This window comes from Candidatus Methanoperedens sp., from assembly GCA_027460535.1.
Classification (GTDB): Archaea; Halobacteriota; Methanosarcinia; order Methanosarcinales; family Methanoperedenaceae; genus Methanoperedens.
The window spans coordinates 21,723-47,860 of the sequence record JAPZAR010000010.1; the positions used below are offsets into that span (position 1 = coordinate 21,723).

30 protein-coding genes and 1 tRNA gene are annotated in these 26,138 nt (G+C 44.3%); 22 read left to right on the forward strand and 9 right to left on the reverse strand.

The features are described 5' to 3' along the window. The first annotated feature begins 147 nt into the window (after positions 1 to 147). The 4 genes from O8C65_03390 (at position 148) to O8C65_03405 (ending at position 2,149) form a co-directional block, all read left to right on the forward strand. Positions 148 to 735, forward strand: a complete 588-nt coding sequence (locus tag O8C65_03390; GenBank protein ID MCZ7355954.1) for a 50S ribosomal protein L15e — start codon at positions 148 to 150, stop codon at positions 733 to 735. An 8-nt stretch (positions 736 to 743) separates the two neighbouring features. Next, a complete protein-coding gene (locus tag O8C65_03395) occupies positions 744 to 1,163 on the forward strand; it encodes an exosome subunit (GenBank protein MCZ7355955.1) in 420 nt (139 codons plus the stop codon). Between the two features lie 114 nt (positions 1,164 to 1,277). Further along, a tRNA-His gene (locus O8C65_03400) sits at positions 1,278 to 1,353 on the forward strand. 91 nt (positions 1,354 to 1,444) lie between these two features. Beyond that, positions 1,445 to 2,149, forward strand: coding sequence for a hypothetical protein (locus tag O8C65_03405; protein ID MCZ7355956.1), 705 nt, complete (start codon positions 1,445 to 1,447; stop codon positions 2,147 to 2,149). Here O8C65_03405 and O8C65_03410 read toward each other — a convergent pair. After that, complete coding sequence (locus O8C65_03410; protein ID MCZ7355957.1) at positions 2,146 to 2,466, reverse strand: hypothetical protein; 321 nt, start codon at positions 2,464 to 2,466, stop codon at positions 2,146 to 2,148. The genes O8C65_03405 and O8C65_03410 overlap by 4 nt on opposite strands. A gap of 69 nt (positions 2,467 to 2,535) precedes the next feature. On the opposite strand from O8C65_03410, the gene O8C65_03415 reads away from it, so the two are divergent. After that, positions 2,536 to 2,754 (forward strand): sigma factor-like helix-turn-helix DNA-binding protein, encoded by a 219-nt coding sequence (locus tag O8C65_03415; GenBank protein MCZ7355958.1) that lies wholly within the window; start codon positions 2,536 to 2,538, stop codon positions 2,752 to 2,754. Between the two features lie 15 nt (positions 2,755 to 2,769). Here O8C65_03415 and O8C65_03420 read toward each other — a convergent pair whose 3' ends face one another. After that, complete coding sequence (locus O8C65_03420) at positions 2,770 to 3,981, reverse strand: proteasome-activating nucleotidase (GenBank protein ID MCZ7355959.1); 1,212 nt, start codon at positions 3,979 to 3,981, stop codon at positions 2,770 to 2,772. 79 nt (positions 3,982 to 4,060) lie between these two features. Between O8C65_03420 and O8C65_03425 the strand changes: the two genes are divergently transcribed. From O8C65_03425 to O8C65_03475, 11 genes are all read left to right on the forward strand, one after another. Further along, positions 4,061 to 4,600, forward strand: a complete 540-nt coding sequence (locus O8C65_03425; GenBank protein ID MCZ7355960.1) for an AAA family ATPase — start codon at positions 4,061 to 4,063, stop codon at positions 4,598 to 4,600. After that, entirely contained in the window at positions 4,597 to 5,019 is a 423-nt protein-coding gene (locus O8C65_03430) for a hypothetical protein (protein MCZ7355961.1), read from the forward strand. Before O8C65_03425 ends, O8C65_03430 begins: the two co-directional genes overlap by 4 nt. A 116-nt stretch (positions 5,020 to 5,135) precedes the next feature. Beyond that, a complete protein-coding gene (gene ccsA / locus O8C65_03435; protein ID MCZ7355962.1) occupies positions 5,136 to 5,999 on the forward strand; it encodes a cytochrome c biogenesis protein CcsA in 864 nt (287 codons plus the stop codon). After that, positions 5,996 to 6,598 carry a hypothetical protein gene (locus O8C65_03440; protein MCZ7355963.1) on the forward strand — a complete coding sequence of 201 codons (603 nt, stop codon included), beginning with the start codon at positions 5,996 to 5,998 and terminating at the stop codon, positions 6,596 to 6,598. Before ccsA ends, O8C65_03440 begins: the two co-directional genes overlap by 4 nt. A gap of 51 nt (positions 6,599 to 6,649) precedes the next feature. Beyond that, positions 6,650 to 7,381 (forward strand): glucose-6-phosphate isomerase, encoded by a 732-nt coding sequence (locus O8C65_03445; GenBank protein MCZ7355964.1) that lies wholly within the window; start codon positions 6,650 to 6,652, stop codon positions 7,379 to 7,381. A gap of 61 nt (positions 7,382 to 7,442) precedes the next feature. Further along, a complete protein-coding gene (locus O8C65_03450) occupies positions 7,443 to 7,751 on the forward strand; it encodes a DUF2098 family protein (protein ID MCZ7355965.1) in 309 nt (102 codons plus the stop codon). 292 nt (positions 7,752 to 8,043) lie between these two features. Beyond that, positions 8,044 to 9,348 (forward strand): coenzyme-B sulfoethylthiotransferase subunit beta, encoded by a 1,305-nt coding sequence (gene mcrB, locus O8C65_03455; protein MCZ7355966.1) that lies wholly within the window; start codon positions 8,044 to 8,046, stop codon positions 9,346 to 9,348. 14 nt (positions 9,349 to 9,362) lie between these two features. After that, entirely contained in the window at positions 9,363 to 9,884 is a 522-nt protein-coding gene (gene mcrD / locus O8C65_03460) for a methyl-coenzyme M reductase operon protein D (GenBank protein ID MCZ7355967.1), read from the forward strand. A gap of 56 nt (positions 9,885 to 9,940) precedes the next feature. Next, positions 9,941 to 10,690: a coenzyme-B sulfoethylthiotransferase subunit gamma gene (gene mcrG / locus O8C65_03465; protein MCZ7355968.1), complete on the forward strand. Its 750-nt coding sequence runs from the start codon at positions 9,941 to 9,943 to the stop codon at positions 10,688 to 10,690. Between the two features lie 11 nt (positions 10,691 to 10,701). Further along, positions 10,702 to 12,402 (forward strand): coenzyme-B sulfoethylthiotransferase subunit alpha, encoded by a 1,701-nt coding sequence (gene mcrA, locus O8C65_03470; protein ID MCZ7355969.1) that lies wholly within the window; start codon positions 10,702 to 10,704, stop codon positions 12,400 to 12,402. A gap of 108 nt (positions 12,403 to 12,510) precedes the next feature. Continuing rightward, a complete protein-coding gene (locus O8C65_03475) occupies positions 12,511 to 12,768 on the forward strand; it encodes a hypothetical protein (protein MCZ7355970.1) in 258 nt (85 codons plus the stop codon). 70 nt (positions 12,769 to 12,838) lie between these two features. Here the strand turns inward: O8C65_03475 and O8C65_03480 are convergent, their stop codons facing one another. Further along, positions 12,839 to 13,150: a hypothetical protein gene (locus O8C65_03480; GenBank protein MCZ7355971.1), complete on the reverse strand. Its 312-nt coding sequence runs from the start codon at positions 13,148 to 13,150 to the stop codon at positions 12,839 to 12,841. 56 nt (positions 13,151 to 13,206) lie between these two features. Between O8C65_03480 and O8C65_03485 the strand changes: the two genes are divergently transcribed. Next, the gene (locus O8C65_03485) at positions 13,207 to 15,378 is read left to right on the forward strand and encodes a PqqD family peptide modification chaperone (GenBank protein MCZ7355972.1); all 2,172 of its coding nucleotides are present in this window, start codon (positions 13,207 to 13,209) and stop codon (positions 15,376 to 15,378) included. A gap of 22 nt (positions 15,379 to 15,400) precedes the next feature. Here the strand turns inward: O8C65_03485 and O8C65_03490 are convergent, their stop codons facing one another. The 3 genes from O8C65_03490 to O8C65_03500 all read right to left on the reverse strand — a co-directional run bounded on the left by O8C65_03490 (position 15,401) and on the right by O8C65_03500 (position 18,415). Further along, positions 15,401 to 15,568, reverse strand: coding sequence for a hypothetical protein (locus tag O8C65_03490; GenBank protein ID MCZ7355973.1), 168 nt, complete (start codon positions 15,566 to 15,568; stop codon positions 15,401 to 15,403). Positions 15,569 to 15,786: 218 nt separating this feature from the next. After that, positions 15,787 to 15,930 carry a hypothetical protein gene (locus O8C65_03495; GenBank protein MCZ7355974.1) on the reverse strand — a complete coding sequence of 48 codons (144 nt, stop codon included), beginning with the start codon at positions 15,928 to 15,930 and terminating at the stop codon, positions 15,787 to 15,789. Between the two features lie 307 nt (positions 15,931 to 16,237). After that, positions 16,238 to 18,415: an ATP-dependent DNA helicase gene (locus O8C65_03500; GenBank protein ID MCZ7355975.1), complete on the reverse strand. Its 2,178-nt coding sequence runs from the start codon at positions 18,413 to 18,415 to the stop codon at positions 16,238 to 16,240. Between the two features lie 142 nt (positions 18,416 to 18,557). On the opposite strand from O8C65_03500, the gene O8C65_03505 reads away from it, so the two are divergent. The 5 genes from O8C65_03505 to O8C65_03525 all read left to right on the forward strand — a co-directional run bounded on the left by O8C65_03505 (position 18,558) and on the right by O8C65_03525 (position 23,287). Next, positions 18,558 to 18,983 (forward strand): DUF356 domain-containing protein, encoded by a 426-nt coding sequence (locus tag O8C65_03505; protein ID MCZ7355976.1) that lies wholly within the window; start codon positions 18,558 to 18,560, stop codon positions 18,981 to 18,983. Positions 18,984 to 19,133: 150 nt separating this feature from the next. Beyond that, positions 19,134 to 19,511 (forward strand): tRNA CCA-pyrophosphorylase, encoded by a 378-nt coding sequence (locus tag O8C65_03510; protein ID MCZ7355977.1) that lies wholly within the window; start codon positions 19,134 to 19,136, stop codon positions 19,509 to 19,511. Further along, positions 19,508 to 20,809 (forward strand): formylmethanofuran dehydrogenase subunit B, encoded by a 1,302-nt coding sequence (locus O8C65_03515; protein MCZ7355978.1) that lies wholly within the window; start codon positions 19,508 to 19,510, stop codon positions 20,807 to 20,809. Before O8C65_03510 ends, O8C65_03515 begins: the two co-directional genes overlap by 4 nt. A 1-nt stretch (position 20,810) precedes the next feature. Further along, positions 20,811 to 22,529 carry a formylmethanofuran dehydrogenase subunit A gene (locus O8C65_03520; GenBank protein MCZ7355979.1) on the forward strand — a complete coding sequence of 573 codons (1,719 nt, stop codon included), beginning with the start codon at positions 20,811 to 20,813 and terminating at the stop codon, positions 22,527 to 22,529. After that, positions 22,529 to 23,287, forward strand: a complete 759-nt coding sequence (locus tag O8C65_03525; GenBank protein ID MCZ7355980.1) for a formylmethanofuran dehydrogenase subunit C — start codon at positions 22,529 to 22,531, stop codon at positions 23,285 to 23,287. Before O8C65_03520 ends, O8C65_03525 begins: the two co-directional genes overlap by 1 nt. 124 nt (positions 23,288 to 23,411) lie before the next feature. Here the strand turns inward: O8C65_03525 and O8C65_03530 are convergent, their stop codons facing one another. The 3 genes from O8C65_03530 to O8C65_03540 are packed head-to-tail and all read right to left on the reverse strand — an operon-like array spanning position 23,412 to position 26,045. Continuing rightward, positions 23,412 to 24,005: a hypothetical protein gene (locus O8C65_03530; GenBank protein MCZ7355981.1), complete on the reverse strand. Its 594-nt coding sequence runs from the start codon at positions 24,003 to 24,005 to the stop codon at positions 23,412 to 23,414. A gap of 2 nt (positions 24,006 to 24,007) precedes the next feature. Further along, on the reverse strand, positions 24,008 to 24,745 hold the full coding sequence (gene minD, locus O8C65_03535; protein ID MCZ7355982.1) for a cell division ATPase MinD: 738 nt from the start codon (positions 24,743 to 24,745) through the stop codon (positions 24,008 to 24,010). Positions 24,746 to 24,749: 4 nt separating this feature from the next. After that, complete coding sequence (locus O8C65_03540) at positions 24,750 to 26,045, reverse strand: hypothetical protein (protein ID MCZ7355983.1); 1,296 nt, start codon at positions 26,043 to 26,045, stop codon at positions 24,750 to 24,752. Positions 26,046 to 26,138 lie beyond the last annotated feature (93 nt).

The window sequence follows — 26,138 nt, forward strand, 5'->3', positions numbered from 1 at the left end:
AAATAGATTGGGGTAAAAAATCCGGATGGTTCGTGGTATCAGGAATCTTTAACTACAATGAGACCAGTTATGGCACCCAAGCGGCGGGATAAGATCCCGCAGGGATGTGGCCCTATTGGGCTGAACCGTAAAACAAAGGTGACTACAATGAAATCAATGTATGCGTACATAAGAGACGCGTGGAAAAAACCGGAGGAGTCCTACGTTGATGAACTCCTTTGGGAAAGAAGGCAGGAATGGAGACGAGAGCCCACAGTGACAAGAGTGGAACACCCTACAAGGCTTGACAGGGCAAGGGCCCTGGGCTACAAGGCAAAACAGGGGATAGTCGTCGCACGTGTGAAAGTAAGAAGGGGCGGAAGGCGCAAGTCAAGATATGTGCGTGGGCGAAGAACAAAACACATGGGCGTGAACAAAATAACACCTGGAAAGAGCATCCAGAGCATAGCTGAAGAGCGCGTTGCAAGAAGATTTCCGAATTTGCAGGTTTTGAATAGCTACTGGGTTGGCCAGGACGGCAAGCATAAGTGGTACGAGACCATACTTGTGGATACAAGCCATCCCGTAATTAAAAGCGACAAGAACCTGAAATGGATAACGAATAATACCCAGAAAGGCCGTGTTTTCAGGGGAAAGACAAGTGCGGGCAGGAAAGGCAGAGGTCAGAGCACAAAAGGCAGAGGAACTGAAAAGACGAGACCGAGCTTAAGTTCGCACCAGAACAAAGGCAAATGATAGAGTGAATGGATATAAATAATATCACACTTCGAGCAATTGTTCAGGCAACAGAAAGTGAAGACAGGGTATGTACTGCTCTGTCGCTTTTTCTTTTTGACAGCGAGATAGAAAGGATTAGAACGGAAGGGCATTTCGGGAATCCGATCACCATCCTCCAAGCGCGCATAACAGGAAAAAAATGCAGCCAATTTATTGAACTTCTAAAATCAAAGCTGCCAGAAAGTGATTTAGAAAAATTGAAAAATGAACGCTGTGAAAGGATAGACGAGGATTGTTGCTTTCATATCAGATTTCATAAACAGGCTGCATATAATGGGAAAGTACAATTGGCTACAACAACAGATACTATAGCGGCTGAGATCAAGATCAAGGTGTATCCTGCTAAACGGGAGAAAGCCCTGGCTGTTTCCGAAACGATTTTTTAGCAAAGCATTTGCTTTGTTTCACGGCGTTCTGGAACAAAACATTTATCCTTTTCAGATACATTAACGGGGATACCCCATCGTTAAACCCCGTATTTAAATACGGGGATTCAAGGTGCCTGGGTGGGGTAGCTGGTCATCCTATGGGACTGTGGATCCTACGACTCGGGTTCGAATCCCGACCCGGGCCCCATTTCAATACTTTATGAAATGCTGTTGATAATCGTATTGTAAATTCGATATATTTATATATTAAAAAAAAGGATTTAATTTCGAGGGTATCTATGGAAGACAAATGTCCGAAATGCGGTAATACTTTAATAACGAAGACGATCACTAAAGAACTGGCCCTCGGCAGTATTGACTATCCTGTTGCACAAATATGTCCGAATTGCAATTGGACCAGGGATTTGACCGGGGCAAGCGATATAATCTATAAACCGTCCCCGATGGAGAAAAGTGAAATAAGAAAGGTGGAGGAAAAACCGAAAGCTATTAAGCCTCCAAAAGCGCAGCCAAAGCCCGGGCCTTCTTTTGAAATTAATAAAATAGTGATAATAGCTCTGGCAATAATTGTTCTTGCAGGGATGGTATGGGCGTTTTACCCGCCATCGCAGAAACAGGTGCCAATACCCCCAACACCCACTCCAACGCCAACAATTACAGCAACACCCTCGTCTGTTATCAGTACGCCTGTCCCTGAAATTACACAAACGGGTAATACATCAACTGGTAAGTCGGCTTTGGTGAAATTGAATTATTACAGGGGCTTCATGCCGGTTACCCAGACAATCAAGCCAGGTGATGAAATCCTCTGGGAGAATTATGAAGTAGAAACTCTAACCCTGGTGAGCAGTGAAGGTCTCTTTGATCCCTGGACATTGCCATACGGCAAACGCGCAACATATATATTCAAAAAGACAGGAACATATATGTTTTATCTTAAAGAAAATAAAAACCTGAACGGGACCATTGTTGTAGAACCTTAAACCATGGTCCAATCAAGCTGAAGACCATCCAGGGTCATAAGTATTATTTTTTGGGTGATGCCCGGAAGTTCGTAGGGCGTATCTTCATAGCCTATATACAATTCATCTCCCTGGTTGATCTCTGGTGGCGGGTTGATAACCTTCCCAAAGAAATATTTCTTATTTGTCTTGATATCCACGACCACGACATTTCGCCATGCTTTGGCCTGCGCGACACGGACCACAGTGCATTTCCTTTTGATTTTTTTCAATTTCTTTTTGATTCCGCCGATTTCTGTTTCGGTCATCTGGACAACATCAACATCTTTATCGTTCATTTTTAATCCACCGTAAGATACCTTGATATACCCGTTTCATGTATTAAAGTTACTATTGAGGTGATCAATATGGGACTTCCACCAACAAAACGACATTTGATAGAATTACTCCATAAATTTAAACTTACTTATGAACAGGTAGGCAAATACTCCGGGATTCCGACAGAAAGAATCAAAGCAATCAAGAAAGGTGAAGAACCTACCCCCGAAGAATGTATTAAAATAAAAGAAGTCGCATATTCTCTTTCCCAGCTTCTCCAGAAAGACACTGGCGAAACAATGGATTAATTCGTAGTGCAGGGTTTAAACGAACATCCCTGCAACTTCTTCTTTTGTTTCTTTGACTATCATCTTGTTATAGGCGTCCTTGAAGTCTGACATTGTGACGGCTTTACCTTTTCGCCTGATTACAAACATTCCTGCCTCGGTGACGATTGCCTTTAGATCGGCCCCGCTTAAACCTTCAGTCAATTCCACAAGTTCATTCAGGTCAACGTCCTCCAGCTTCATATTTCGTGATTGTATCTTGAATATTTCCAGGCGCCCTTCAGCATTCGGCAGGGGTATCTCTATTATCCTGTCAAACCTTCCGGGCCGCAATAGTGCCGGATCAAGAAGATCGATGCGGTTCGTAGCCGCAACGATTTTAACATCCCCGCGCTTATCGAAGCCATCGAGTTCTGCAAGCAACTGAACCATGGTCCTGTTGACTTCGGAAGAGCCGGTGGTGCCGTCGTAAGTTCGCCGGCTTCCAACGGCATCTATCTCATCAATAAAAACGATACTCGGGGCTTTTTCACGTGCAATATCGAATACATCTCTTACAAGCCTTGCTCCCTCTCCGATGTATTTTTGAACAAGCTCTGTCCCGCTCATCCTGATAAAAGTGGCCTTAGCCCTGTGCGCCACGGCTTTGGCAATGAGTGTTTTTCCTGTACCGGGAGGGCCGTAAAGCAGGATGCCATGAGGGGGTTCGATCCCAACTTCAATAAAAAGCTCAGGATTTGTTAGGGGAAGCTCAAGGGTTTCGATAACTTCCTCTATCTGCTTCTGCAGGCCGCCTATCATATTGTAATCGACGTCCGGGGCTTCTATCAGTTCCATCACGCGTGCCCTGACGTCGGCGGATCGTGAAAATACTTTGACGATTGAAAGATTTCCTGTAACAGCGACACGTCCTCCTGCTTCCATATCCGGCTTTATTTCATCGGGTATTTTTGTAATAATTTCCTGATTGCTGCCATGCTGCCTTAACAGCGCCATATCATCAAAAAGTTCCACTACGGTGCAGATGAACAGGGGCGGTTTCTTCAACTGCTCAATCTGCTTCTGATAATCCTGTATCGTTTGAACATATTTATTATTCAGAACGGCTGCCTCAAGTAATCGCGAATGCATCTCCTTTATCTGGTTTTTAAGGGATTCTACGGTCTCCTGCAATTCTTTTAATTCAATCTCGCCATCGTTTTTTATTGCGCTGCCCACAGCAGGACTTTTTGCCATTGCATCTTCCATACGGGTTATATTTCGGGCTTATTACATATAAACATTAGGTGGATACATTTATCATCTACCAGCCAAATTAACCCGTTCCATGAAACTTATTGCATTTGTCGGCATGCCGGCTTCCGGAAAATCGGAAGCGGCAGCTGTAGCAAGGCGCCTATCCATCCCTGTAGTCAGCATGGGCGATATTGTAAGACAGGAGGCTGCAAAGAGCGGACTGTCTCCCACAGACGAGAACCTTGGCGGAACGGGGACAAAGTTGCGCAGGGAAGAAGGAATGGATGCAATTGCAAAACGCTGTGTTCCTGTAATACGCTCGCATGACTCTCCTGTCGTAGTGGTTGATGGCACACGGAATATTGAGGAAATTAATTATTTCAAAAAGGAATTTGGGAGCGATTTTCTCCTTATAGCGATCCAGGCACCGTTCGAACTGCGGTTCGAAAGGGTAAAAACCCGTGTGCGTTCTGACGATATGTGCAGCGTTGAGGAATTAAGAAAACGCGATGAGCGCGAAAAGGGCTGGGGACTGGACAAGGCGATCGAAATAGCGGAAGTAAGTGTCAATAATACCGCATCCCTTCAAAAATTCCGCAAAGAAATAGAAAAAAAGCTCCGGATCTTATGAACGTAATCGTAAGGATCTCTGCATTAGTCTATCCAACTGAGATTGAAGAAAAAGTTAGTACCGCCATAACAAATTTATTTCCTGTGATATTACAGCGGCAGGATTTTGGGACGCCGCGTCTTTACGGCGAGGGGGACATTGAAAGCCTAAGACGGCTGCATCGCCTTTTAAGAGAGGAGCAGGTGCTCGATACGGCGCGTCACATTCTTCTTTCGGGCATTGAAGGGAATGCCACGCAATTTAGATTGAATAAACAGGTCGCTTTCGTGGGAAAATTGAATTTTCCTTCCGGAGAGGAGAGCCTGGGTTCAATATATGTTGAGTTATGTGCAGATAATGAAAAAGACCTTATGAAAATTATCGACTGGCTTGCGCCTGAGACAGTTGAAGGTGAACCAGTTGTGGAGATTGAACTTTAATGAGTTTTTCACAATACCTGGCCGCAAGGGAATACCTAGCTTTCATAGGTCAGCCTCTAATCACTTATATTTTGATATTGTCTTTGTTTCAGATTTTTTTTTCCATACTATACTTCGTGAAAAAAAAGGCATATTCTGATTATTTAGTAAAATGTCTGTACATTAACACCGCTCTCTATGTCCTTGGTTTTATTTTTCTAATCTGGTTCCACATACAAATATACACTGCTGTTTTGATCGAATATCCGGCGATTTTGAGGCAGATGATACCTGTTGAGAACAGCAGGTTTGTCATACCATTGTGGATAGAATCTGAAAAACTGTATTTTTGGGCGATGACGACCTCGATCTTTGCAATGACAATCCGAAGGAAAGACATCATTTCCTTTCTTAGCCTGGTATTGGCTCTTTTTTCGATAATAATTTATTTTTTCTCAAATCCTTTTAAAGACCCTCTACCGATACTGAACAGCGAAATTACTGCGTGGTATGCCGGCCAGGTTTCAGGAGATGTGAGCATCTTTCAAATCGCTGGAACCCTTTATGGGCGCATAGAATATTACTATAATTCAACCTATATGTGGCTTCATCCGCCAATGCTGTTCATCGCATATGCATCACTCATAATTACCTTTGCAGCATGCGTTTACATGCTGTTGCGCCGTGACACGCTATATGATGATATCGCGTACGGGTTTGCAAAGCCGGGCTACATTTTGCTTACGATGGGAATGCTCATAGGCTATCCATGGGCTGTCGAAGCTTGGAAAGACAGCGCCTGGTGGTGGGACCCCAAAATCAGCGGCTCTATCATGATGTGGGTGCTTTACAGCGCATACCTGCATGCTCACATATATGTAGGTAAAGCAAAAATGTGGAACGTTACTGCCTGCCTTGGCATAATCTGTTTTGCATCATTGATATTTACGTATCTGCTCACTTATATCGTCCCGGGAATACACTCGGTGGTGCAGCCATGAGATTTTTCAAGAATTACGACTATTATTTGATCATCCTGACAACGCTTATCCTTTTTGCGATAGGGTTGGTATGTGTTTACGGCATTGCTTATTATAATTACCTCTCAGTGAACCCGGGGTGGACAAAAACGATTCAATATGACCAGTATCTAAATCAAATGAATTCATATCTATATCCTTTTTTAGTTATGCTTCTATTGTCTTTGGGTCTTTGTATACCGAAAAGGCTTTTCGAGCAGGATGTACTCATAAAATTCAGCGTTATAATCATGGGAGTTACAGTTTTTTTGACTTTCTCACTGGGTATTGATAAGGGATTGTTTTTCGTACTTGCAACAATGACAGTGGTACAGTTCATTGTCCTTGCGTTAACCCTTAAAAGAAGCAAGGTGATCAGGATTGAAAAACAAAGGTATATCGGCAGGCTGGGATCAGCGCTCCTGCATCTTGGGCTTGTCATACTGATCCTTGATTTTGTGGGCCTGAGAGAAAGCTATCTCCATATTTCAATATTCTGGATAGGGGTGATATTGATCTCAGTTGGCAACATTTTCTCTTTTTATCCCGATAGAATAACCTCGTTCCTGCATACTGGATAACCCGTATTGTAATGACATAATATAAATATTGCAATACCTAATTAGTGTGCGATGGAAACCATTCTGGAATACGGGATAAAGAAGGTCAGGCCCACAGTAAGAATGCTGTTTGAAATGAAAGACGTCATTTACGATAAGGAATGGCTTTCCAGGGCGAACGATTTTGAATTATATTACATGTATCGCGAGTTGTCACTGAGTAAAAATGATGCGATAACAATGAGAGAACATGGACTGAGGTATGATATTACGGTCATTCCGCCGCGGATGTTGGGATGCGAATTCGTGAAAACGGCTGGGCATTATCATCCAATAGTACCAGGGACCGATATAACATTTCCAGAAATATATGAAGTCTTGAGCGGGGAAGCAAATTATATGATGCAGAGATCAGAAGATGATAAAATAAAAGATGTTATAATGATAAGAGCAAAACAGGGGGATAAAGTTGTTATCCCTCCGGGTTACGGCCATCTTACTATCAATGCATCGAACAGAATACTTAAAATGGCTAACTGGGTTGCTACGGATTTTGAATCGATATATTCACCGATGAAGGAGAAGGGGGGTGGAGCATATTATCAGCTTCAACAGGGGATGATTAAGAACCCCCGTTATGATCATGTGCCAGAGATACGTTTTTTTGGCCCCACAAATTTAAAGGAACTGGGATTTACAAGAAATAAGGAGATGTACGGGCTTGTGAGGGATATCAGGAAACTTGAGTTTTTAACAAGACCTCAGGATTACGGATTGTTGTTTGAAGAAATATACGGGATGTGACCACGTTCTTACCCTATAGCGACCGTAAATATTAATAGGAAATAATGTCTATTAGGTGGAGATGAGTGAAATAGAGGCATTTGACTCAACCGGGAGCCCTTTGCAGGTGGGAAGCGTTGTGCTCTACAGTGCAACAGGGACAAAAGGCACTGTTACTGAAATAATGTCTGATAAGGACGGGACGTGGGCTCTTATCGACAAGACCAACCTCTATTATAAAACCGAAGTCCTGGAAACTGTAAGGAGAATTGAAGATAAAGAACTCCTGGAAAAAGAATTCACTCGTGAAGAAATAAGTGAAACGTTGGAAAAGCATAAGGAAGCCTCTAAAGCGGAAATGAGTGACGTCAGCTTGGAGAGCGGCGGTTAAATATATATTAAAAGTTACAACCGAAGAGCAAAAAGCATGAGGCGTCGCCTTGATTTAGTTTATAACGTATTATCATGATTGATTCGCAAACTTTAAGTACTTTAAGTGAATAGGTATGGGATACAAGGGATTGTAATGGTAGAACGATGCAATAAAAAACAATATTCTGGAGTTAAATAGGACTGAAGTATCTTTTTTTGAGTTCTATACTCTGAATGTTGTTCTTCGCTCTTGTTGTGTCGCTACCAAGTGATCAATTTCTTGGGAAACAAAAAATAGGAGGTAAATAAACGTGGCTGACACAATAGACCTATATAGCGACAGAGGAGCAAAACTTCAATCAGGCGTGGACCTAAGTGCCATAAGCCCAATGAAGAATGCCGCTATTAAGAAAATAGTCACCGGTATAAAGCGAACAGCAGCCGTTGACTTAGCAGGAATCGAGAAAACCTTAGCAACCTCAGCAATTGGTGGCAAGGGCAGAAAGATTCCCGGAAGAGAAATGAAATTGGACATTGTAAAGAATGCAGCGAAGATCCAGAGTGCAGTTGCCGACATGATAAAGGTAGAGAACGGCGACGACACCAATGTAGAATCCTTGAACGGTGGAAAACAGCTCATTGTTCAGGTGCCTTCCCAGAGGATCGATGTAGCAGCAGAGTATGTATCATCACTGACCTGCTCAGCATCAGCAGTAACACAGGCTATCATAACCCAGTTCAATATCGGAATGTTCGATGCACCAACCATCAAGTCCGCAGTCTGGGGACAGTACCCGCAGACCCTTGATATGGTCGGCGGAAACGTAAAGTCCATCGTCGAAATCCCACAGAAAGATGAAGGCTTTGGTTATACGCTCAGAAACGTCATGGCAAACCACCTTGCAGCAACCTGTAAGTTCAATGCTATGAACACAGCAGCTCTTTGCTCGATCCTTGAGAACACCGGTGTCTTCGAAATGGGAGACGCAATCGGTATCCAGGAAAGACATAGATTACTGGCATTCTCACACCAGGGCTTGAATGCAAACAACATGGTATATGGAACTGTAAAAGCCCTGGGCAAGACAGGTACCATCGGTACAGCTGTGCATGCATGCGTCGAAAAGGCAATTGCAGATAAGGTTATCAGCGCAGATAAGAAATTTGCATCTGGCTATACAACCTACAAGACCAATGATGTCGGAAAGTGGAATGCATATTGTGCAGCAGGCACAATGGTTGCAACACTTATCAACTGCGGTGCAATGAGGGCCCCACAGTCAGTATCAGCAGTATTGCTGTATTTCAACGACCTCATTGAGAAAGAGACCTCACTGCCAGGTTGCGACTTTGGTAAGGTAGAGGGTGCAGCGGTCGGATTCTCCTTCTTCTCACACTCCATATACGGAGGCGGAGGACCTGGAGTCTTCAACGGCAATCACGTCGTTACCAGACACTCAAAGGGTCTTGCAGTACCATGCGTAGCAGCAGCAGTTGCTCTTGACGCAGGTGTGCAGATCTACAGCCCGGCAAAGACCTCTCAGCTCGTAGGAGATGTCTTCAGCTCAGTCGATGAATTCAGAGAGCCGATCAAGGCTGTAGCGGGGGCCGTATAAATTCGGAGAATTGAATGGTAAAAACTGCTTCAGTCACGGATAAACCCATCCAGGTAAAGGTATTTCCAAAACGATTATTACTGCCAGAGACCGCTGAGAGAGCCTTGAATGAGATCGATCAGGTCAAGGGTGTAATAAGAATGCTCATAAATGGCAAAAATCTGCCAAGAAAGGTCACAAGTGGACCCGGTACAGGTACAGACGTAAACCATCCCGAAAGGAAAATAATCCATGTAGGGGAATGTGCATTGGAATTGCATATTATAGTGGGAGAGATATTAGTCGAAGTTGAAGATGAAAGTGCTGTAGAGGGGGTCAGAAAAGCGTGTGAGCGAGCGTTTCCCTTCTCGTTTGAATTCAAGCGCGGGCACTTCATGAAGAGGAAACCGACTTTGACTGATTACGGCAAGTATGGGTTCAGGAGCAGGACTGACGAGAGTATCAATCTTGAGGATGAACGCTTACTGGGCTTGATAGACCCACATGCAAATGCGGAAAGCAATCTTTGTGTAATTGACACAGAGGAAAAACCTTGAGTTTATCTTTGGAAGAGCAGAAGGAACCGATTCAACCAAAATAAGGAGGAAAAAATATGGCTTATAAACCACAATACTACCCAGGCAATACCTCAGTTGCAAAGAATAGAAGAAAACACATGTCAGATGATGTTGAGAAACTGCGCGATATATCAGATGAGGACTTAACCGCACTTCTCGGACACAGAGCGCCCGGCTCGGACTATCCAAGCACCCATCCACCACTTGCGGAAATGGGAGAGCCGGATGATCCAGTAAGAGAGGTTGTTGAACCAACCCCAGGTGCAGCAGCAGGCGACAGGGTCAGATACTCACAGTTCTCTGACTCGATGTACAATGCGCCATCAACCCCATACTGGAGATCGTATCATGCAGCGATCAACTTCAGAGGAGTTGACCCAGGTACCCTGTCAGGCAGACAGGTCAATGAAATGAGAGAGAGAGATCTTGAAGAGTATACCAAGAGACAGGCAGAGACCGAAATGACTGACTGGGGTCTTGCAGGTCTAAGAGGCTGTACAGTTCACGGACACTCCCTCAGACTTCAGGAAGACGGCGTAATGTTCGATATGCTGGACAGGCGCAGACTCGAAGGCGGCGTAATGGTAATGGACAAGGACCAGGTCGGCGTACCAATTGACAGGAAGGTCAACCTTGGGAAACCAATGAGCGAGTCCGAAGCTGCCAAGAGAACCACCATATATAGAGTGGACAATGTACCCTTCAGAAGCGACAAAGAAGTCGTCGAACATGTGCAGAGAGTCTGGGAGTTAAGAACCAAATATGGCTTCCAGCCAAAGGCGTGAGGTGATTCAAAATGGCAGATCCAAAATTTAAGAAAGCAATGGAAACAAAGTACGCAAAAGAATGGGGATCCAACAAGTGCGGCTCCACTGCAAAGAACAAAATAACAGATAAGAAGACCAAATACCTCAGATTGGGATATACACAGAACCCAAGAAAGGTAGAAATGACAAAGTGCGGAGCGGCAATCACCAAGAAGAGAGGATTACAGGCATATGATCCAAAGTTGCATCTTGCCGGTATCCCAATGGGTCAGAGACAGTTGACCCCGTATACAATATCTGGAACAGATATCGTATGCGATGGTGACGATCTACACTTCGTCAACAATGCTGCAATGCAGCAGGAATGGGACGATATCAGGAGAACATGTGTGGTAGGACTTGACCTCGCACATGAGACTCTTGAGAAGAGATTGGGCAAAGAAGTTACCCCCGAGACCATCAACTACTACCTCGAAGTCTTAAACCATGCAATGCCTGGCGCAGCAATCGTTCAGGAACACATGGTCGAGACACACCCGGCACTGGTTGATGACTGCTATGTGAAAGTATTCACAGGCGACGAATCCCTCCAGGATGAAATCGACAAGCAGTTCGTTATCAATATCGACAACGAATTCCCGGCAAACCAGGCAAAACAAGTTAAGGCAGCAATGGGCAAGACCTCCTGGCAGGCAGTGCACATCCCGACCATAGTCACAAGGACTGAGGACGGACCAGGCACAAGCCGCTGGATGGCAATGCAGGTCGGTATGACCTTTATCAGCGCATATCATATGTGCGCCGGTGAAGCAGCAGTCGGTGAACTTGCATTCACAGCAAAGCACGCTGGACTTGTTGAAATGGGTGATATGATCCCGGCCCGCAGAGCCAGGGGACCAAATGAGCCCGGAGGATTATCCTTCGGTCATATGGCAGATATCGTTCAGACCAACAGGAAAACACCAGAGGACCCGGTAAATGTTGTCTTACAGGTAGCAAGCGCAGCAACCATGCTGTATGACCAGATATGGCTCGGCGGCTACATGTCAGGCGGTGTCGGATTCACAATGTATGCAACACCAGCATACACCAATGATATCCTGGATGACTACTGCTATTGGGGCAAAGAATACGCAGATAAGAAATACGGTGGACCAAGAAAGGCCAAAGCCACAATCGAAGTTGTCAAAGACATCGGCACAGAGGTAACCCTCTACGGTATTGAATCGTATGAGAAGTACCCGACAACACTCGAGGACCACTTCGGAGGCTCGCAGCGCGCTACAGTACTTGCTCTCGCAGCCGGTACTACAGCAGCAGCGGCAACCGGACACAGCAATGCCGGTCTATCCGCATGGTATCTCTCCATGTACCTCCACAAAGAGGCATGGGGCAGACTTGGATTCTACGGATACGATCTGCAGGATCAGTGCGGTGCCACCAACGTGTTCTCGATCGGCTCAGATGAAGGCTGCATAGGCGAATGCAGAGGTGCAAACTACCCGAACTACGCTATGAACGTAGGTCACCAGGGTGGATACACCGCCGTAGTCGCAGCAGCACACGCTGGCACAGATGCCTTCGTTGTGAACCCGTTAGTCAAGACCTGCTTCGCAGATGACCTGGTCAACTTTGACTTCGCGGATCCAAGAGGAGCATTCGGCAAGGCGGCACTCAGAGAGTGGGACCGCTGCGCCGGTGAGAGAGCATTCGTTATCCCAGCAAAGTAAATCCATAAGTAGGCTTCATGCCTACTTTTTCTTATTTTTTTTGGGATATTCGAGATAAAAAGGAAAAATATAAGTTATGCTTTGATGTTCATAGTGGTGTGATTTAAAATGGCGGAAGCAAAAGTAGAAAAGAAACGAGCGCCGAAAGTACCCGGTTTAGTAACATGCATGTACTGTGACGGGACAGGAAAGCAGGAAGGCAAGACATGCATTGTTTGCGGCGGAAAAGGAAAGGTAGAAGTCGTAGATTCATCAAGAAAATGCCAGTGGTGCAAGGGCAGAGGTTACTTGATGAAAGGAATTCCATGCACAAACTGTGGTGGAACGGGCTATACCAGACCTATCGGTAGAGAGCGCCTGTTCTAAAGGGAAAGAGGGGATAAACCCCTACTCCTTATTGAATAATTTGATACAAAAATAAATATTATAAGTAATCTTACGATTTCTTGTAATTATACTTTTCACTTAATTTTTGATAGATGTAGTCATGCGCATTATTCACCGCTTCCAATTCACCTCGCAGCACAAGTAGATTTTCCGGGTCTACATCTATTGTTTTAACTGCGCATTTCCGATGGGCAATTTCCAGATTGAATTTATCCACGGCTTCAATGATCACTTTATGCGGCAATCCCGGTGGCAGAACCAGGTCATACATGCCTTCAAGGGCTTTTTCTTCCGGACTAACATTTTCTTTTGTCTCTTCTTCGAATTCATCTCCAACGTATTTGGATTTAGTTTTTTCCATAGTAATCACTTTTGATATGAAATCTTTATTAAGTCACATAAAGCTTATGGTGCATTATGCTTACAAAATTATTATTTCCTCCACAATGGATTCCTACCCAGCCTTATTTAAGTCTTCCATCTCTCACAGCTTTCCTGAAATCCAATAATTGTAACGTTGAACAGGCGGATATCAATATAGCATTCTTTGATGACCTGTTGAGTAAAAAGGGCATGCGTGAATTTTATGAGAAGGCCTATTCTAAATTCCAGGATATTGAATCTAAAGAAGAGTTACCCCCTGAACTCCAGAGGCAATACGCAGCCTTGAGCAGCTCTATACTTTTTGGTGAGAGCATTATTGATGAGGTGGACGAAGCAAAAAAACTATTGAAGGATAAAGAGGGTTTTTACGAGATCGATGAATTATTCAGGGCATTCAAGGTTCTTGAACTTGGCCTCAAGCTTGCATCTTCCGCTTACTATCCCACGAACCTGACCTTTCATTCTTATGACATGCGTTACTCATGCCGTTCGAGCAATGACGTGCTATCAGCAATAAATGATGATGAAGAGAATCTCTTTATAGACTATTTTAAGAAAAACACGGTCGCTGATATCCTGAGAAACAAACCCGATTTAATAGGCATTTCCATTATTAATACAAGCCAACTGATCCCAGGATTGACGCTTGCCAATCTGATTAAGAAATCCGACGGGAATGTTCATATAAACATTGGAGGCAGTGTTTTTACGCGTCTCATCCCTGAGATCAGCCATAATAAAGAACTTTTTTCAGTTTTTGACAGCGTAATCGTCCATGAAGGTGAGACTGCTTTATTGAATCTGATTTCATATTTAAAGAACGAATTCGATATAAATTCCATCACCAATCTCATTTACAGGAATGGTTCTGAAATCAGGGTCAATGAATTAAATTCACAGGGGGAAGACATCGATCAATTGCCAACTCCATGCTTTGATGGTTTCCCTCTGGACCGGTATTTTTCACCGGAACTTATCCTTCCTGTACTTTCTTCAAGGGGATGCTATTGGAGGCGGTGCACTTTTTGCGACCACGGCTATGGTTATTCAGGGAAATACAGGCCAAGGGATGTTGATCTGCTTTACAAAGACCTGGATAACTTAAAGACAAAATATAAGACCGGGTTTTTTACATTCCAGGATGAGGGCCTTGCCCCAAAATTGGTTAAAGCATTATCTGATAAATTAATTGAAAGTTCCCTGGAAATATCGTGGTTAGCCGATTCGAGATTTGAATCAGCGTTTTCTCCCGAACTGGGCAGAAAACTTGCCAGTGCAGGGTGTAAGATGATCTATTTTGGGCTGGAGTCTGCAAATGAACGGATTCTGACATGCATGGATAAGGGAATAAAAAAGGAAAATGTCTTAAAAATCTGCAAATACAGTACAGATGCAGGTATCTGGACGCACCTTTTTTTGATATTCGGATTTCCCACTGAGACCAGGGATGAAGCAAAGGAAACAATGGATTTTATTTTAGAGAACAATGAAGTAATCCGTTCAATGTCATTCGGTAGTTTCCAGCTTACCAGGCACTCAAAGGTTTATGAAAACCCGACAGCTTTTGAGGTTACCAAAGTAGTCCAGGATGACAGTATTGATCTCTCATTATGGTTTGATTATGAAATCAAAAGCGGGCTGTCTAAGAAGGAAACGGATGAGATCATAAAGGAATTCTACAGCAAACTTTCCATGAGGTACGGGGATTTTCCTATATGGAGCAATCTCGACCGGGAGCATCTTTTTCTATATATTTCCCATTACAAGAAGTCAAGGGATAAAGCCCCGGATCTGTCTTTCCTGATCGAAAAAGCCCATAAGAAACAATTAAAGAATAAGCCCACATATATCGATCCTGCAAACAATGAGTATTATCCTTTTCTCGGGGAGGGTGTTTTTGCTGGAAGGTTCAATTTCAATCTGGCACAACTAATCCATGCGATGATGTCAGGAAACGGATTGAAGAACAAGATGCAAAGAGAAAGAACGAATGTATTGTTCGATACCGACAATAACAGGATTTTTACTGTTACTGATTTTGCAAGAGATGTACTTGACAGATGCGATGGTGAACATAAATTATCTGAAATAATAGGATTCATAAAAGGAAAATATCAAATGTCATTTCCTGAAGCGGATTCTAAATGCAGGAACTTTTTGAATGGGCTGATAGCAAAGAATATAATCTGCAGCAATACTGAATAAATAATTTCCGTATCTGCGATATTTAAGCTGCCCTTGGTTTTATTTCCTTTGACCCGCAGTTCGGGCATTCGGTTGCGCCTTTCTTCATGAACGTCTTCTTGCATGACCTGCACCAGAACATCCCGCTTTCTTTTGCCATCCTTTCAAGGTCTTCAGGCATCAACGAGAATGGCGTATATGTGCTGCACATGATTCTTACCTCCTAAATCATGATTATGTATGATGTTATTTACTTTGATATTAAAGTATTGTATAATCTGGTTGCCAGATTAAAAAATACGGTCAATAGACGTATGGAAAAGGTCACGATGGAATGGCTATATCATATTTTATCATCAACCCCGACAACCTCCTTCACACGCCTATTGTACTGGTCCTCGTATTAATTGAAGCTCCCGGTCTTCAATATTATGCTTCTGGCTGCGGCGCGGAGCGGCTTCTCAATTGTTCATAGAACTTTGCCTGTCTCTCCCTTTCGGCTTCGTCAACTTCCGGCTTTTTGACCTTCTTGGCAGCTTCAGCCTGGTCCATTGAGCTTTCCAGTCCAACCATTGTTTTTCACCTCCTCTTATTTGTAAGTCGTATTACAGATTTATATTAATTCCATCTTTTGAAATTTTCGGCGCTGCTACTGATATCAATGCCCCCTTTTCCCGTGGAGCAAAGGAAATTTTGTATTTAATAATTTATGTATTTCATGATTAATAGTTTTTGATAACAGAATAGGTAAAAAAGATGTCAACCGGAAATATGTTCAGCATGATTGAAGCATGGCAAGAATTTCGAAAATTGCGCGAGATCCAGGATGATCTGAGCCAAAATCATTCTGAAAAAAAAGTCCTGGAAACATTTCTTTGCGCTAAATTTTCAAATCTTGCGCCCTATTTTTCCTGACATCATTAAAAAAGTTCATTAGAGAATACTTGACGCGCTCTGGCGCAACATCAATGATCTCACCACGCTCTTGTTCCGGAAAAATATTGAACACTGAATATTTTCCCCAGCGCTTTACTGACGAGGATAAGTATCGCCCATCCAGAAGCACTCTGACACCATAATCATCCGGAGAACGGACGACCCTTCCCAGCGCCTGCCTTACTTTCCTTATCGTAGGTATCTCGATGGCATAATCCCAGCCGTGCCCGAATTCTGCTTCGTATGCCGATTCTACCGCGCGTGTCCTGTCATTCAGGGCAGGGTAGCCAACGCCCACTATCACCACGGTTCTTCCTCTCCCATCCTTGTAATCCACTCCTTCCGTTAGCGTTCCCCACATATAAGAAATAAGCACAGCCTTCTTGCCGCTTTCTCCAATTTTGAAGAACTCATCCCTGATAGCCTGGGCAGACACACCAACTTCGTCCAGGAATACCGGGACATTGCATTTTATCCTGTTCTTATACTGGCTGGCCTCATTGAAGCTGGGAAAGAAGATCAATACGTTCCCGTCAGACTGCTCTATTATATCGTTCAAAACCCGCGTGACGATCTCCTTTGTCTGGGGATTGTCCCTGTCCTTTGCAAAAAGAGGAGGGACTGATACCGCAATCGTAAGACGTTTCTCTTTCGGGAAGGTGAGGCCGAAAGACAATTCACATGTCTCTCGCGCAATCCCGAGCGTTGCTTTGATGGTCTCAAAAGGTGCAAGCGTGGCCGACATTAGCACAGCTGCATGGACGGCATCAAATAGGGGTGCAGTGACATTTTTCGGAATGCAAGTGAATAATTCAAGCCGCCCATAGATCTCATTGCTCTGCCGCCTGACGCTGAGGATAGGGTAATAGGCCCTGTCGTTTGAGAATTTCATGTAATTTGAAAGGAAGGTTGCAGCGACCAGACTGCTGGATATTTTTTTTACCGGACTTTTTCCCTCTATAAATTGTTTTTCATAGGACTGATCGATCTTTAACCCCAGGCTCCTTAAATTTTCTATTGCTTCTTCCGGCTTTTTGACGCCCGCGCTCTCCAGTGCCTTCAAAAGCTTGATCCTGAATAAATCTACACGTTCCTCGGGGTCAGCTATCCTCAGGTCATACCATTCGCTGCCCACCCTTTCGCGTTCTCCAAATTTGAACCTCATATTGTAGGTGGCTCTTAACGTATCAAGTAGAACTCGCAGGAAAGTCTCAACTTCCTGTAATGGCAAAATGTCTTTATCCGCTTCGACCTCATCAAGCGCCCTGTTAATGGCAATTTCCGTGAGTGTCATTGATGAATGCGATCGAGCGGCGGATTCTAAATTGTGGGCTTCATCAAAGATCACTATGGTGTCTTTGAGGCCCTTATCCATCCACCCCAGAACATTGGTGCGTATATCTTCGCTTAACAGGTGATGGTAATTACATATAAGAAGATCAGCTTCCTTCATGAACCTTTTCAACAATTCATATCCGCAGCTGTTATTTGACAAAGCCCATTCTGCGACCTCTTCAGGCGTCCTTACTCCTGAGAATAACCATCTGCGAAAATCATCATTATCATTTTTGAGTATTTGAAGGAGCTTGTCACATGAATTTTTCTGCAATTCATGCATCTGCCTTTCATATTTGTCTGATTCCCTGCTAAGTTCCCGCTGAAGTTCTATCAGACCCGTGTCTTTAAGCCTCTTTTGCTTGTCTTTGACCGACCTTATTTCGTTCTTCAATTGTGCAGAATCTTTTTCCTGCTCAAGCAATTTGTAGGTATTATCCCTTAGCAGGCTGCACGAGTCATAATCCATATTCGGTTTCGGACACATCAGCATTTTACCTTTCAGGACAATTGCTTTGATATTTTTTTGTTTATGTATCTCCCTTGCCTCTTCTATGAACTGGGCCATTTGTTGATGGACATTTGTGACAATGACTACTGTTTTCTTCTCCTGCGTGGCCACATGGAGAGACGGAGCAAGGGCGCTCAGGGTTTTTCCTGTCCCGCACGCTCCCTCGAACAGGACGATATGCTTTTTTATGAGAGCTTCATGGATAGCGTCCATGGCTTCCAGCTGGTTCGGATAAGGAGAGCTCTTAGGAAAATAACTGAGGTATTCCCGTTTCATTAACGGCTATACTATGCAGGCATGATATAAATCGTGCGATTGCATGTGTGATTTTAAAGAACATAGCATAATAACAAAGTAGTAGCACCATAGTAGTACTATTATATATATCGATGATAACCTGTATGTAAGTTGATAAAAAATGGAACAATTTAAAAAACAGGGGGAAAAAACGATTAATTCATTAGCTGTTGTAAGAGCTGATGAGATGTCAAAAGTCAAAACAGCTTTGTGCGACCTAGTTCGATATGCCCGTTTGACTTTTGCAGATAAGGCACGAAGACTTGAACCTGCTTTTGCGGACAATATCCTTGTCCATGTCATGAAAAGCCCATTGAGGTCATGCTGCGAAGCGGCATCCATAGTGCCTTTGAATGAGGAAGCAAGCGCTGCGATAGGGAGGCTTCGGAAAATCCATCCGCCGGCACATGTTATAATCGTTAGTCCAAGACACGAAATATTCCACGAACTTGTCAACTATGTGGACATATTGCCGGAAATTGACCTCACACTGGAACCAAAGGCTGAGTTCGAACCTGTCCAGGTGCCAGTCGAAGCAAAATTCTGAACATTTTTGTTTATCATTTTTTGTCTTGCTAATTCGGATTAGCGTTTGATTTATCTCTTTTTTTTGTATTCTTATCAAATCGAACAAAATCACATACTTTTTAAACAAGGAAGGTAATTAACAAACATAACATTAAAAAAGAGGGTTCAGATGACATTAAAGGTAACTTTGATAACAGGAAGAACAATCAATCAGGGAGCAAATCTTGAAAACAAAACCTCTTCTGATTATCTTGAAGCCACGGCTTATTGTGAGTTGAATTCCAAGGATTTGGCACTTTTAGGAAAATCCGGGGAACATGTAAGGGTTAAGACAGCCCATGGGGATGTAGTGGTGAAATTGAAGGAAAACAACGGCAATCCCGATGGACTGGCATTCATCCCAATGGGCCCGTGGGCAAACGCAGTGGTTGACCCTGATACTAAGGGCTGCGGGATGCCAGGATTCAAGGGTATTCCGGCAGATATAGAGTGTAAGGATAAGAAAATACTTTTAATGAAAGAACTGATTGCGAGGTATAAGCAATGACGACAGTAATAACCGATGCCCTTTGCCCATTTTGCGGCTGCACGTGCGACGATATCACGATTGTGGTGGAGGATAATAAGATAATAGAGGCAAAACACGCCTGCAAGCTCGGTGCTGCAAAAATAATGGGGCATCACAGGATAAAAGCGCCAATGATGCGGTCCGACAAAAACAGCGATTTCAAGGAAGTCTCGTACGAAGAGGCGATCGATGCGGCAGCCAGGATATTTGCCAAATCAAAAAGACCTCTGATGTATGGCTGGGCGTCGACGCTATGTGAGGTTCATAAAAAAGGTATCCTTCTTGCCGAGGATCTGGGCGCAATCATAGATAACACAGCTACTGTTTGTCATGGCCCTTCAACGCTCGCAGTCCATGAGAAGGGCCTACCGACTTCCACTCTTGGCCAGATAAAGAACCGGGCCGATGTTGTTGTATTCTGGGGGAGCAACCCCGTACACGCCCATCCAAGACATATGGGACGCTATTCCGTTTTCGCCAGGGGATTTTTCTCGGATAAAGGAAGAAAGGGGCGCAAAATAATCGTTGTGGATGTGCGAAAGACCGATACTGCAAATGTAGCCGATGAATATATTCAGGTGCAGCAGGGCAGCGATTATCTGGTGGTTTCGGCTCTCCGTGCGATACTATCAGGACACACAGACGTAGTCCCGGAGTCGGTCGGAGGTGTGCCGAAAGAACAGCTCGCAAAACTTGTGGAGACATTGAAAGCAGCGAAGTTCGGCGCGATCTTTTTCGGCATGGGTCTCACCCAGAGTGCGTCCAGGTATAAGAATATCGATAACGCCATTTCTCTCACATTTGAATTGAACTCATTTACAAAATACGTTATCATGCCGATGCGAGGACATTATAATGTAACTGGCTTCGGGCAGGTCTGTACCTGGGAAACAGGTTATGCCACTGCGGTGGATTTCTCGCGCGGGGCACCGTACTACAACCCTGGCGAGACAGCCTCCAACGATGTCCTTTACAGGAAAGAAGTAGATGCAGCAATGATCATTGCGGGGGACGCAGGAGCTCATTTCCCGGCAAACTCGGTCCGCCACCTTGCGAAGATACCTGTGGTGCAGATTGATCCTTACTGGAATCCCACCACAGAGATCTCCAATGTGGTGATACCAACGGCCATATGCGGCGTTGAGGTAGAGGGCACGGCTTACAGGATGGATGGGGTTTCTTTGCGTTACAGGAAGATGATAGAACCAACACATCCAACAGATCTTGAGGTACTTGAAAGAATACACGAACGTGTCAGAGAATTAAGGGGTGAGTAACATGGAGCTTCTAATAAAGAACGGGGCGTTATTTGACCCGGTCAATGGAATCAAAGGCGACAAAACGGATATCCCGATCAAAGATGGAAAAATCGTAGACAAGGTCAGCAGCAGGGCGTCTTTGTTAGATGCAGGCGGCAGGCTTGTAATGGCGGGCGGAGTCGATGCCCATTCCCACATAGCTGGCGCAAAAGTGAACGTGGGAAGAGTAATGCGTCCCGAAGATACACGGTCGGGAATAAAACCAAGGACAAAAATAACAAGACCGTACACAGGTTACACGGTCCCGAATGTTTATGCTATGGGGTACCGCTACGCCCAGATGGGTTATACAACTGTCTTTGAGGCGGCCCAGGCGATAATGAAAGCACGCCACACACATGAGGAACTTGAGGAGATACCCATCATCGACAAGGGTGCCCTCACGCTTTTCGGGAGCAACTGGCCCACGATGGACTATGTTCGCGAGAAAAATATGGATAAGCTGGCAGCGTATGTGGCGTGGGGATTGCTTGCTTCCAGAGGCTTCGGCGTAAAGGTCGTGAACCCCGGCGGCGGCGAGATGTGGGGATTCGGCAAGAACGTGACAGGTCTTGATGACGTCGTCCCAAATTTTGAAGTCACGCCAAGAGAAATTATCGTGTCATTAATGAAAGCCAATGAAATGCTGGGGCTTCCGCATTCCGTGCATCTTCATTGCAACAACCTGGGAAAACCTGGGAATTACAAGACAACTCTTGCCAGCATGGAGCTTGCAAAACAGGTGAAACCCAGCAAGGATAGGCAGGTTCTTCATGTGACCCATCTTACATTCAACGCATGGGGAGGTACGAATTGGGGAGACTTCGAATCCAAAGCAGATGAAATCGCAAATTTCCTCAATAACAGCGAGAACGTGACTAGCGATATGGGTCAGCTTATCTTTGGCAGCGCGACCACTATGACGGCTGATGGCCCGGTGCAGTACGCCAACGCAAAATTATTGCATGAAAAATGGGGTAACGGGGATGTAGAACTTGAAGATGCATCTGGCGTTGTGCCCATCTTCTATGCCAAGCAGGTCTCTATTCATGCCATAATGTGGGCGATAGGGCTTGAGCTGGCTCTCCTCACAAAAGATCCATACAAAGTGTTGATGACCACTGACCATCCGAATGGCGGCCCGTTCGTGAACTATCCCGAGGTCATGGCCCTTCTCATGAGCAATAGGAAGCGGCAGGAAGAGATCAAGACCCTGCATGAAGCGGTCCATAAACGGACTAAGATACCGGGAATTGATCGGGAACTTGACTGGAGCGAGATAGCGATAATGACAAGGGCAGGCCCTGCGAAAGTGCTCGGGCTGCTTGATACAAAAGGTCATCTGGGAGCTGGGGCGGATGCTGATATTTCAATATATGACATTAAGCCTGACCAGATAGACCCATCAGTGGAACATGCGAAGGTGAAAAGTGCCCTCCAATCCGCGGCTTACACAATCAAAGGCGGCGAGGTAGTGGTTAAAGACGGGCAGATAGTTGCAACGCCCGCGGGCAGGACTTTCTGGGTGGATGCGGGGGTTCCCGAGCAGCACATGGACGAGGTCATGAAAGACCTCCGTCTGAAATTCAGGAACTATTACTCTATACAGCTTGCCAACTATATGGTGCAAGATGCGTATGTCACCCATCCGAGAGTGGTGAAAGCGGGTGTAATGCCTGTTATGGCGGAGGTGAGCTGATGCAGGAAGTTTTCATAAAGCCCAAAATGAAATTCGAGATATCCGTGGAGGCTGAAAACGTTTCTCCGGATAAGTTCTCGGGAAAGACAGAAAAAGAGATCCAGTCGCTGGAGGCCTGGATGGGAAATCAAAAGACCATGCTCGGTGAGCTTTTCTTGATCAGGGTGAACGGAGCAGGAGCTGCGGCGGATACGAAAATCGTCATGGAAGGCGATTTCTCGCGTGTTAAAAGGATAGGCGAAGGAATGACAGCCGGGTTGATAATGATAAAAGGGAACGTGGATATGCACCTTGGCTCAAAGATGAGCGGCGGAAAAATATCCGTATCTGGAAATGTGGATTCCTGGGCAGGCAGGGAGATGAAAGGCGGGGAGATCATTATCGAAGGTGATGCCGCTTATTATCTTGGAGCTGGATACCGCGGAGAAAAATGTGGTATGCGAGGAGGTAAGATCACAGTTCTGGGGAATACACTTGACTTCGTGGGCGAGCATATGTGCGGTGGGGAGATCGTTGTGAAAGGCAACGCAGGGATACTTGCCGGATTGAGCAACAACGGCGGCAAGATCGTGATCGAAGGTAATACCAGCAGGCCGGGGAGCGAGATGGTGAAAGGTACAATAATAGTCAACGGTGCCGTTGATGAGATGATGCCTGTTTTCAAGCTTGAAGGCACGGAGGCCGTGGACGGCGCCACTTACAGGAAATATACGGGGGATGTCATAGTAAATGGAAAAGGTCTGCTGTACGTGAAGTAATAGATTCATGGTGCAAGACTGCCATCTTAAGGGATGTCCCCCCGGCAGGGTTGCTCGCCTAATGGCGTAAAGATTTGAAGGACAGCCATACGGAGCGAAATCCCGAAGTTGTCAAAGAAATAACTTATGAAAGTATGCTATAATAAATTATTAATAGAATTAGAATGATTGTTGAAATTAGTAAGGCCATATCCAAAATTTTTTGGAAATAAATTTTCTTCTCTTTTTCATTTTCGATAATGGATGCGATATAGTCATCGATAGGTCTGCATACTTCTGGATTCTTTTGCTCAAAGCTTTCGATAGCAGATTTACCAATCGATGTAAGCACGCAATTTTGAAAATATTTTATATCCCCTTCTTTCATTAGCTTGTAAACATGTTTCTCAACCACCATTGTCCTTATCTGGAGCGCTTTCGAGATATGGTTAATGGTCTTGAATCCATAAGCAATAGCCTTCAGGATAGCATAATCCACTTCCCCGAACTCCTTATCAGAATCAATTGCATCATGACTTCCTTGTTGAATTTCGATTCTTGACTTTGTCTCGACATAAGGCTCTTTTTTAAGGATAACATCATCTGAAGAAATGGTCTCATGTTTTTCTTCTATACCCGGCATTTTTTCTGTGGTTTTTTTCTTAGGGATGATTTTTTCATACCATGGGCTGTCATCCATAAAAAAATCCAAGATTTTTTTGTTTTCTGTCCTATCCATAGTTATCTGAAAAACCTCTCAAAAATGCTCTTTTTCGGGGGTATATCGCATAATTTTTCAGCTATTCTCATCACTGCTTTTGCGGCAGAGGATTTTGGCTTTAATGAAATGAGCGGTTTCCTGGCATCCCTTGCTTTGATGATGGCATCATCTTCGGGTATGATGCCGAACACAGGCAACCCTAGCTTTACCCCGATATCTTCATAGATGCTCTTCTTATATTTGTTCACAATGACACCCGCGATGTTGATGCCGGCAAGCCCTGAAACAGCTTTCACCTTCTGCGCATCAGAAATAGAAGCAGGATCTGGATTGACAATGATCAAAACCTCATCTGAGTACGTCATGGGCAGTATGCTGAACTTGGAAAGGCCTGCTGCAACATCCAGGATTATGAAATCATATTCTCTCTTCCTTAACGCTGAAATAACATCCTCTAATTTATCTATGTTCGCATCCCGGAGGGTCTGCAGCGAAGAACCACATGGCAGGATATTGAGCCCCATCTGGATTGTGTATATCGCATTTTGGATCTCCGCTGTTCCATTGAGCACTTCAAGAAGCGTGACTATCGGTTTTTCAAGACCCGTATAGAGATCGAGATCCGGTAGGGATACATCAGTATCCACTACAAGGACTTTCTTTTTCAATGACGCGAGTGCAAATCCTATGTTCAATGCAACGGTTGTTTTCCCTACACCGCCTTTTCCTGAACCCATAGCGATTATTTTTGGAGCCATATTATCACTTTGATCTCTTCTTTAAATACAATCTTAATGCAAGTATGAATATGATAACTATGGAAAGTCCAATTATGGGTTTAAGCTGTGGTTTTTTTTCGATTTCAGGTACTGCGGTCACAGTGGGAGCGGTGGTAGCTGCCTCTACAAAAAATACCTTGCTCAGAGCCGAATTTCCTATCGTTACTCTGTACGCGCCGAGGTCAGATCTCGTGACAGTGAACTTAATATCCTCTATTTCCGAAAAATTCAGATATACCTCGCGTTCCTCTTGCAGGGCATCATTGATGAAAATATCCACGGGCTGTGATCCGTCCTTACCTGTATTTTCCACGGTCACAGAAATGGTCACTGTTTGATTTGGCGGAACGCTCAAATGATCTATCTGTATATCCTTAAAATCGAATGCGGTAGGTATTTCGATCTTTTTTTCAGCGCTTACATTGAAGACCGTGGATAGTTCTAGACCTACCGTGTTATTCCCCGTAGGGATGATCTCCAAGCTGTGGTTCCCAACGGTTTCCGATGAGACCGTGAACGAGACCGGCTGGCTTTGGTAAGCTCCTATTTCGATCGTGGTATTGTCTATTAATTTACCGTCAAGTAACAGGGAAAGGGAGGTCGTTCCTGCCTCATAAAAAGTATTTGTGACATCAGCGCTCACGAGAACAGGTTCATTCGGGAACACACTCCTTCTGTCAAGTACGATGTTTTCTACTTTGAACCTGTCCACGGGGTATTTGCTTGCATATCTGTCTATATAAAAGTTCTTATTGATCGAGATCTCCTGTGTATTTAATAATCCGCTCTCATTTGTTATATCACTCCGGTCTAAGTACGGGATATCTGGTTTACTGCTTCCGTTCAGATATGAAAAGGTCACATCAGAATAGTACTGATCCATAATGGAATCATTGAGAAGGTCAAAAATATGGATCTCTGCGGTATAAATGCCGTCCTCCCAGCTCGTCGGCACTTCCCTTGAATAGGTGATGAAATCATTCTCCCTGTAATCCTCGTATCTGTCACTGTACGCTGCAGTATCCACTATGTTATTATTAGAATCCCTGATAATGAATACATAATCCACACCTACTTCGCGCCTGTGATTTACTCCATTAGCTTCGGCGTAGATCTTTAGGATGCTGCCCGGGGGAAATCTATCGTTCCAGTGCAGGTCGTAGTCCTGTAATCCCCTTACGTTGTAGACTATTCTGGCATATCCGGTATCTATTGCCAATGAGGGGAGAGGTAATATTGCGAGCATAATAACCAGAATTATCATGGGTATATAATTCATGGACAACATAATACAAATTTGCTTATAAAGATTTTGAAAAAATTTGCATATGCAACGCATGAATTTTTTGTTCATAGACTCTTTTCGAGCATT

What these genes read in the sequence shown, in the direction of transcription:
- O8C65_03415 (MCZ7355958.1), top strand. Translation starts at nt 2,536, where the DNA reads ATGGGACTTCCACCAACAAAACGACATTTGATAGAATTACTCCATAAA.
- O8C65_03445 (MCZ7355964.1), top strand. Translation starts at nt 6,650, where the DNA reads ATGGAAACCATTCTGGAATACGGGATAAAGAAGGTCAGGCCCACAGTA.
- O8C65_03405 (MCZ7355956.1), top strand. Translation starts at nt 1,445, where the DNA reads ATGGAAGACAAATGTCCGAAATGCGGTAATACTTTAATAACGAAGACG.
- O8C65_03410 (MCZ7355957.1), bottom strand. Translation starts at nt 2,466, where the DNA reads ATGAACGATAAAGATGTTGATGTTGTCCAGATGACCGAAACAGAAATC.
- O8C65_03390 (MCZ7355954.1), top strand. Translation starts at nt 148, where the DNA reads ATGAAATCAATGTATGCGTACATAAGAGACGCGTGGAAAAAACCGGAG.
- O8C65_03530 (MCZ7355981.1), bottom strand. Translation starts at nt 24,005, where the DNA reads ATGGATAGGACAGAAAACAAAAAAATCTTGGATTTTTTTATGGATGAC.
- O8C65_03525 (MCZ7355980.1), top strand. Translation starts at nt 22,529, where the DNA reads ATGCAGGAAGTTTTCATAAAGCCCAAAATGAAATTCGAGATATCCGTG.
- O8C65_03425 (MCZ7355960.1), top strand. Translation starts at nt 4,061, where the DNA reads ATGAAACTTATTGCATTTGTCGGCATGCCGGCTTCCGGAAAATCGGAA.
- O8C65_03505 (MCZ7355976.1), top strand. Translation starts at nt 18,558, where the DNA reads ATGGAACAATTTAAAAAACAGGGGGAAAAAACGATTAATTCATTAGCT.
- O8C65_03440 (MCZ7355963.1), top strand. Translation starts at nt 5,996, where the DNA reads ATGAGATTTTTCAAGAATTACGACTATTATTTGATCATCCTGACAACG.
- mcrA (MCZ7355969.1), top strand. Translation starts at nt 10,702, where the DNA reads ATGGCAGATCCAAAATTTAAGAAAGCAATGGAAACAAAGTACGCAAAA.
- O8C65_03420 (MCZ7355959.1), bottom strand. Translation starts at nt 3,981, where the DNA reads ATGGAAGATGCAATGGCAAAAAGTCCTGCTGTGGGCAGCGCAATAAAA.
- O8C65_03485 (MCZ7355972.1), top strand. Translation starts at nt 13,207, where the DNA reads ATGCTTACAAAATTATTATTTCCTCCACAATGGATTCCTACCCAGCCT.
- O8C65_03495 (MCZ7355974.1), bottom strand. Translation starts at nt 15,930, where the DNA reads ATGGTTGGACTGGAAAGCTCAATGGACCAGGCTGAAGCTGCCAAGAAG.
- minD (MCZ7355982.1), bottom strand. Translation starts at nt 24,745, where the DNA reads ATGGCTCCAAAAATAATCGCTATGGGTTCAGGAAAAGGCGGTGTAGGG.
- O8C65_03510 (MCZ7355977.1), top strand. Translation starts at nt 19,134, where the DNA reads ATGACATTAAAGGTAACTTTGATAACAGGAAGAACAATCAATCAGGGA.
- mcrD (MCZ7355967.1), top strand. Translation starts at nt 9,363, where the DNA reads ATGGTAAAAACTGCTTCAGTCACGGATAAACCCATCCAGGTAAAGGTA.
- O8C65_03490 (MCZ7355973.1), bottom strand. Translation starts at nt 15,568, where the DNA reads ATGTGCAGCACATATACGCCATTCTCGTTGATGCCTGAAGACCTTGAA.
- O8C65_03430 (MCZ7355961.1), top strand. Translation starts at nt 4,597, where the DNA reads ATGAACGTAATCGTAAGGATCTCTGCATTAGTCTATCCAACTGAGATT.
- O8C65_03450 (MCZ7355965.1), top strand. Translation starts at nt 7,443, where the DNA reads ATGAGTGAAATAGAGGCATTTGACTCAACCGGGAGCCCTTTGCAGGTG.
- O8C65_03500 (MCZ7355975.1), bottom strand. Translation starts at nt 18,415, where the DNA reads ATGAAACGGGAATACCTCAGTTATTTTCCTAAGAGCTCTCCTTATCCG.
- O8C65_03395 (MCZ7355955.1), top strand. Translation starts at nt 744, where the DNA reads ATGGATATAAATAATATCACACTTCGAGCAATTGTTCAGGCAACAGAA.
- O8C65_03540 (MCZ7355983.1), bottom strand. Translation starts at nt 26,045, where the DNA reads ATGAATTATATACCCATGATAATTCTGGTTATTATGCTCGCAATATTA.
- mcrG (MCZ7355968.1), top strand. Translation starts at nt 9,941, where the DNA reads ATGGCTTATAAACCACAATACTACCCAGGCAATACCTCAGTTGCAAAG.
- O8C65_03475 (MCZ7355970.1), top strand. Translation starts at nt 12,511, where the DNA reads ATGGCGGAAGCAAAAGTAGAAAAGAAACGAGCGCCGAAAGTACCCGGT.
- O8C65_03520 (MCZ7355979.1), top strand. Translation starts at nt 20,811, where the DNA reads ATGGAGCTTCTAATAAAGAACGGGGCGTTATTTGACCCGGTCAATGGA.
- O8C65_03515 (MCZ7355978.1), top strand. Translation starts at nt 19,508, where the DNA reads ATGACGACAGTAATAACCGATGCCCTTTGCCCATTTTGCGGCTGCACG.
- O8C65_03480 (MCZ7355971.1), bottom strand. Translation starts at nt 13,150, where the DNA reads ATGGAAAAAACTAAATCCAAATACGTTGGAGATGAATTCGAAGAAGAG.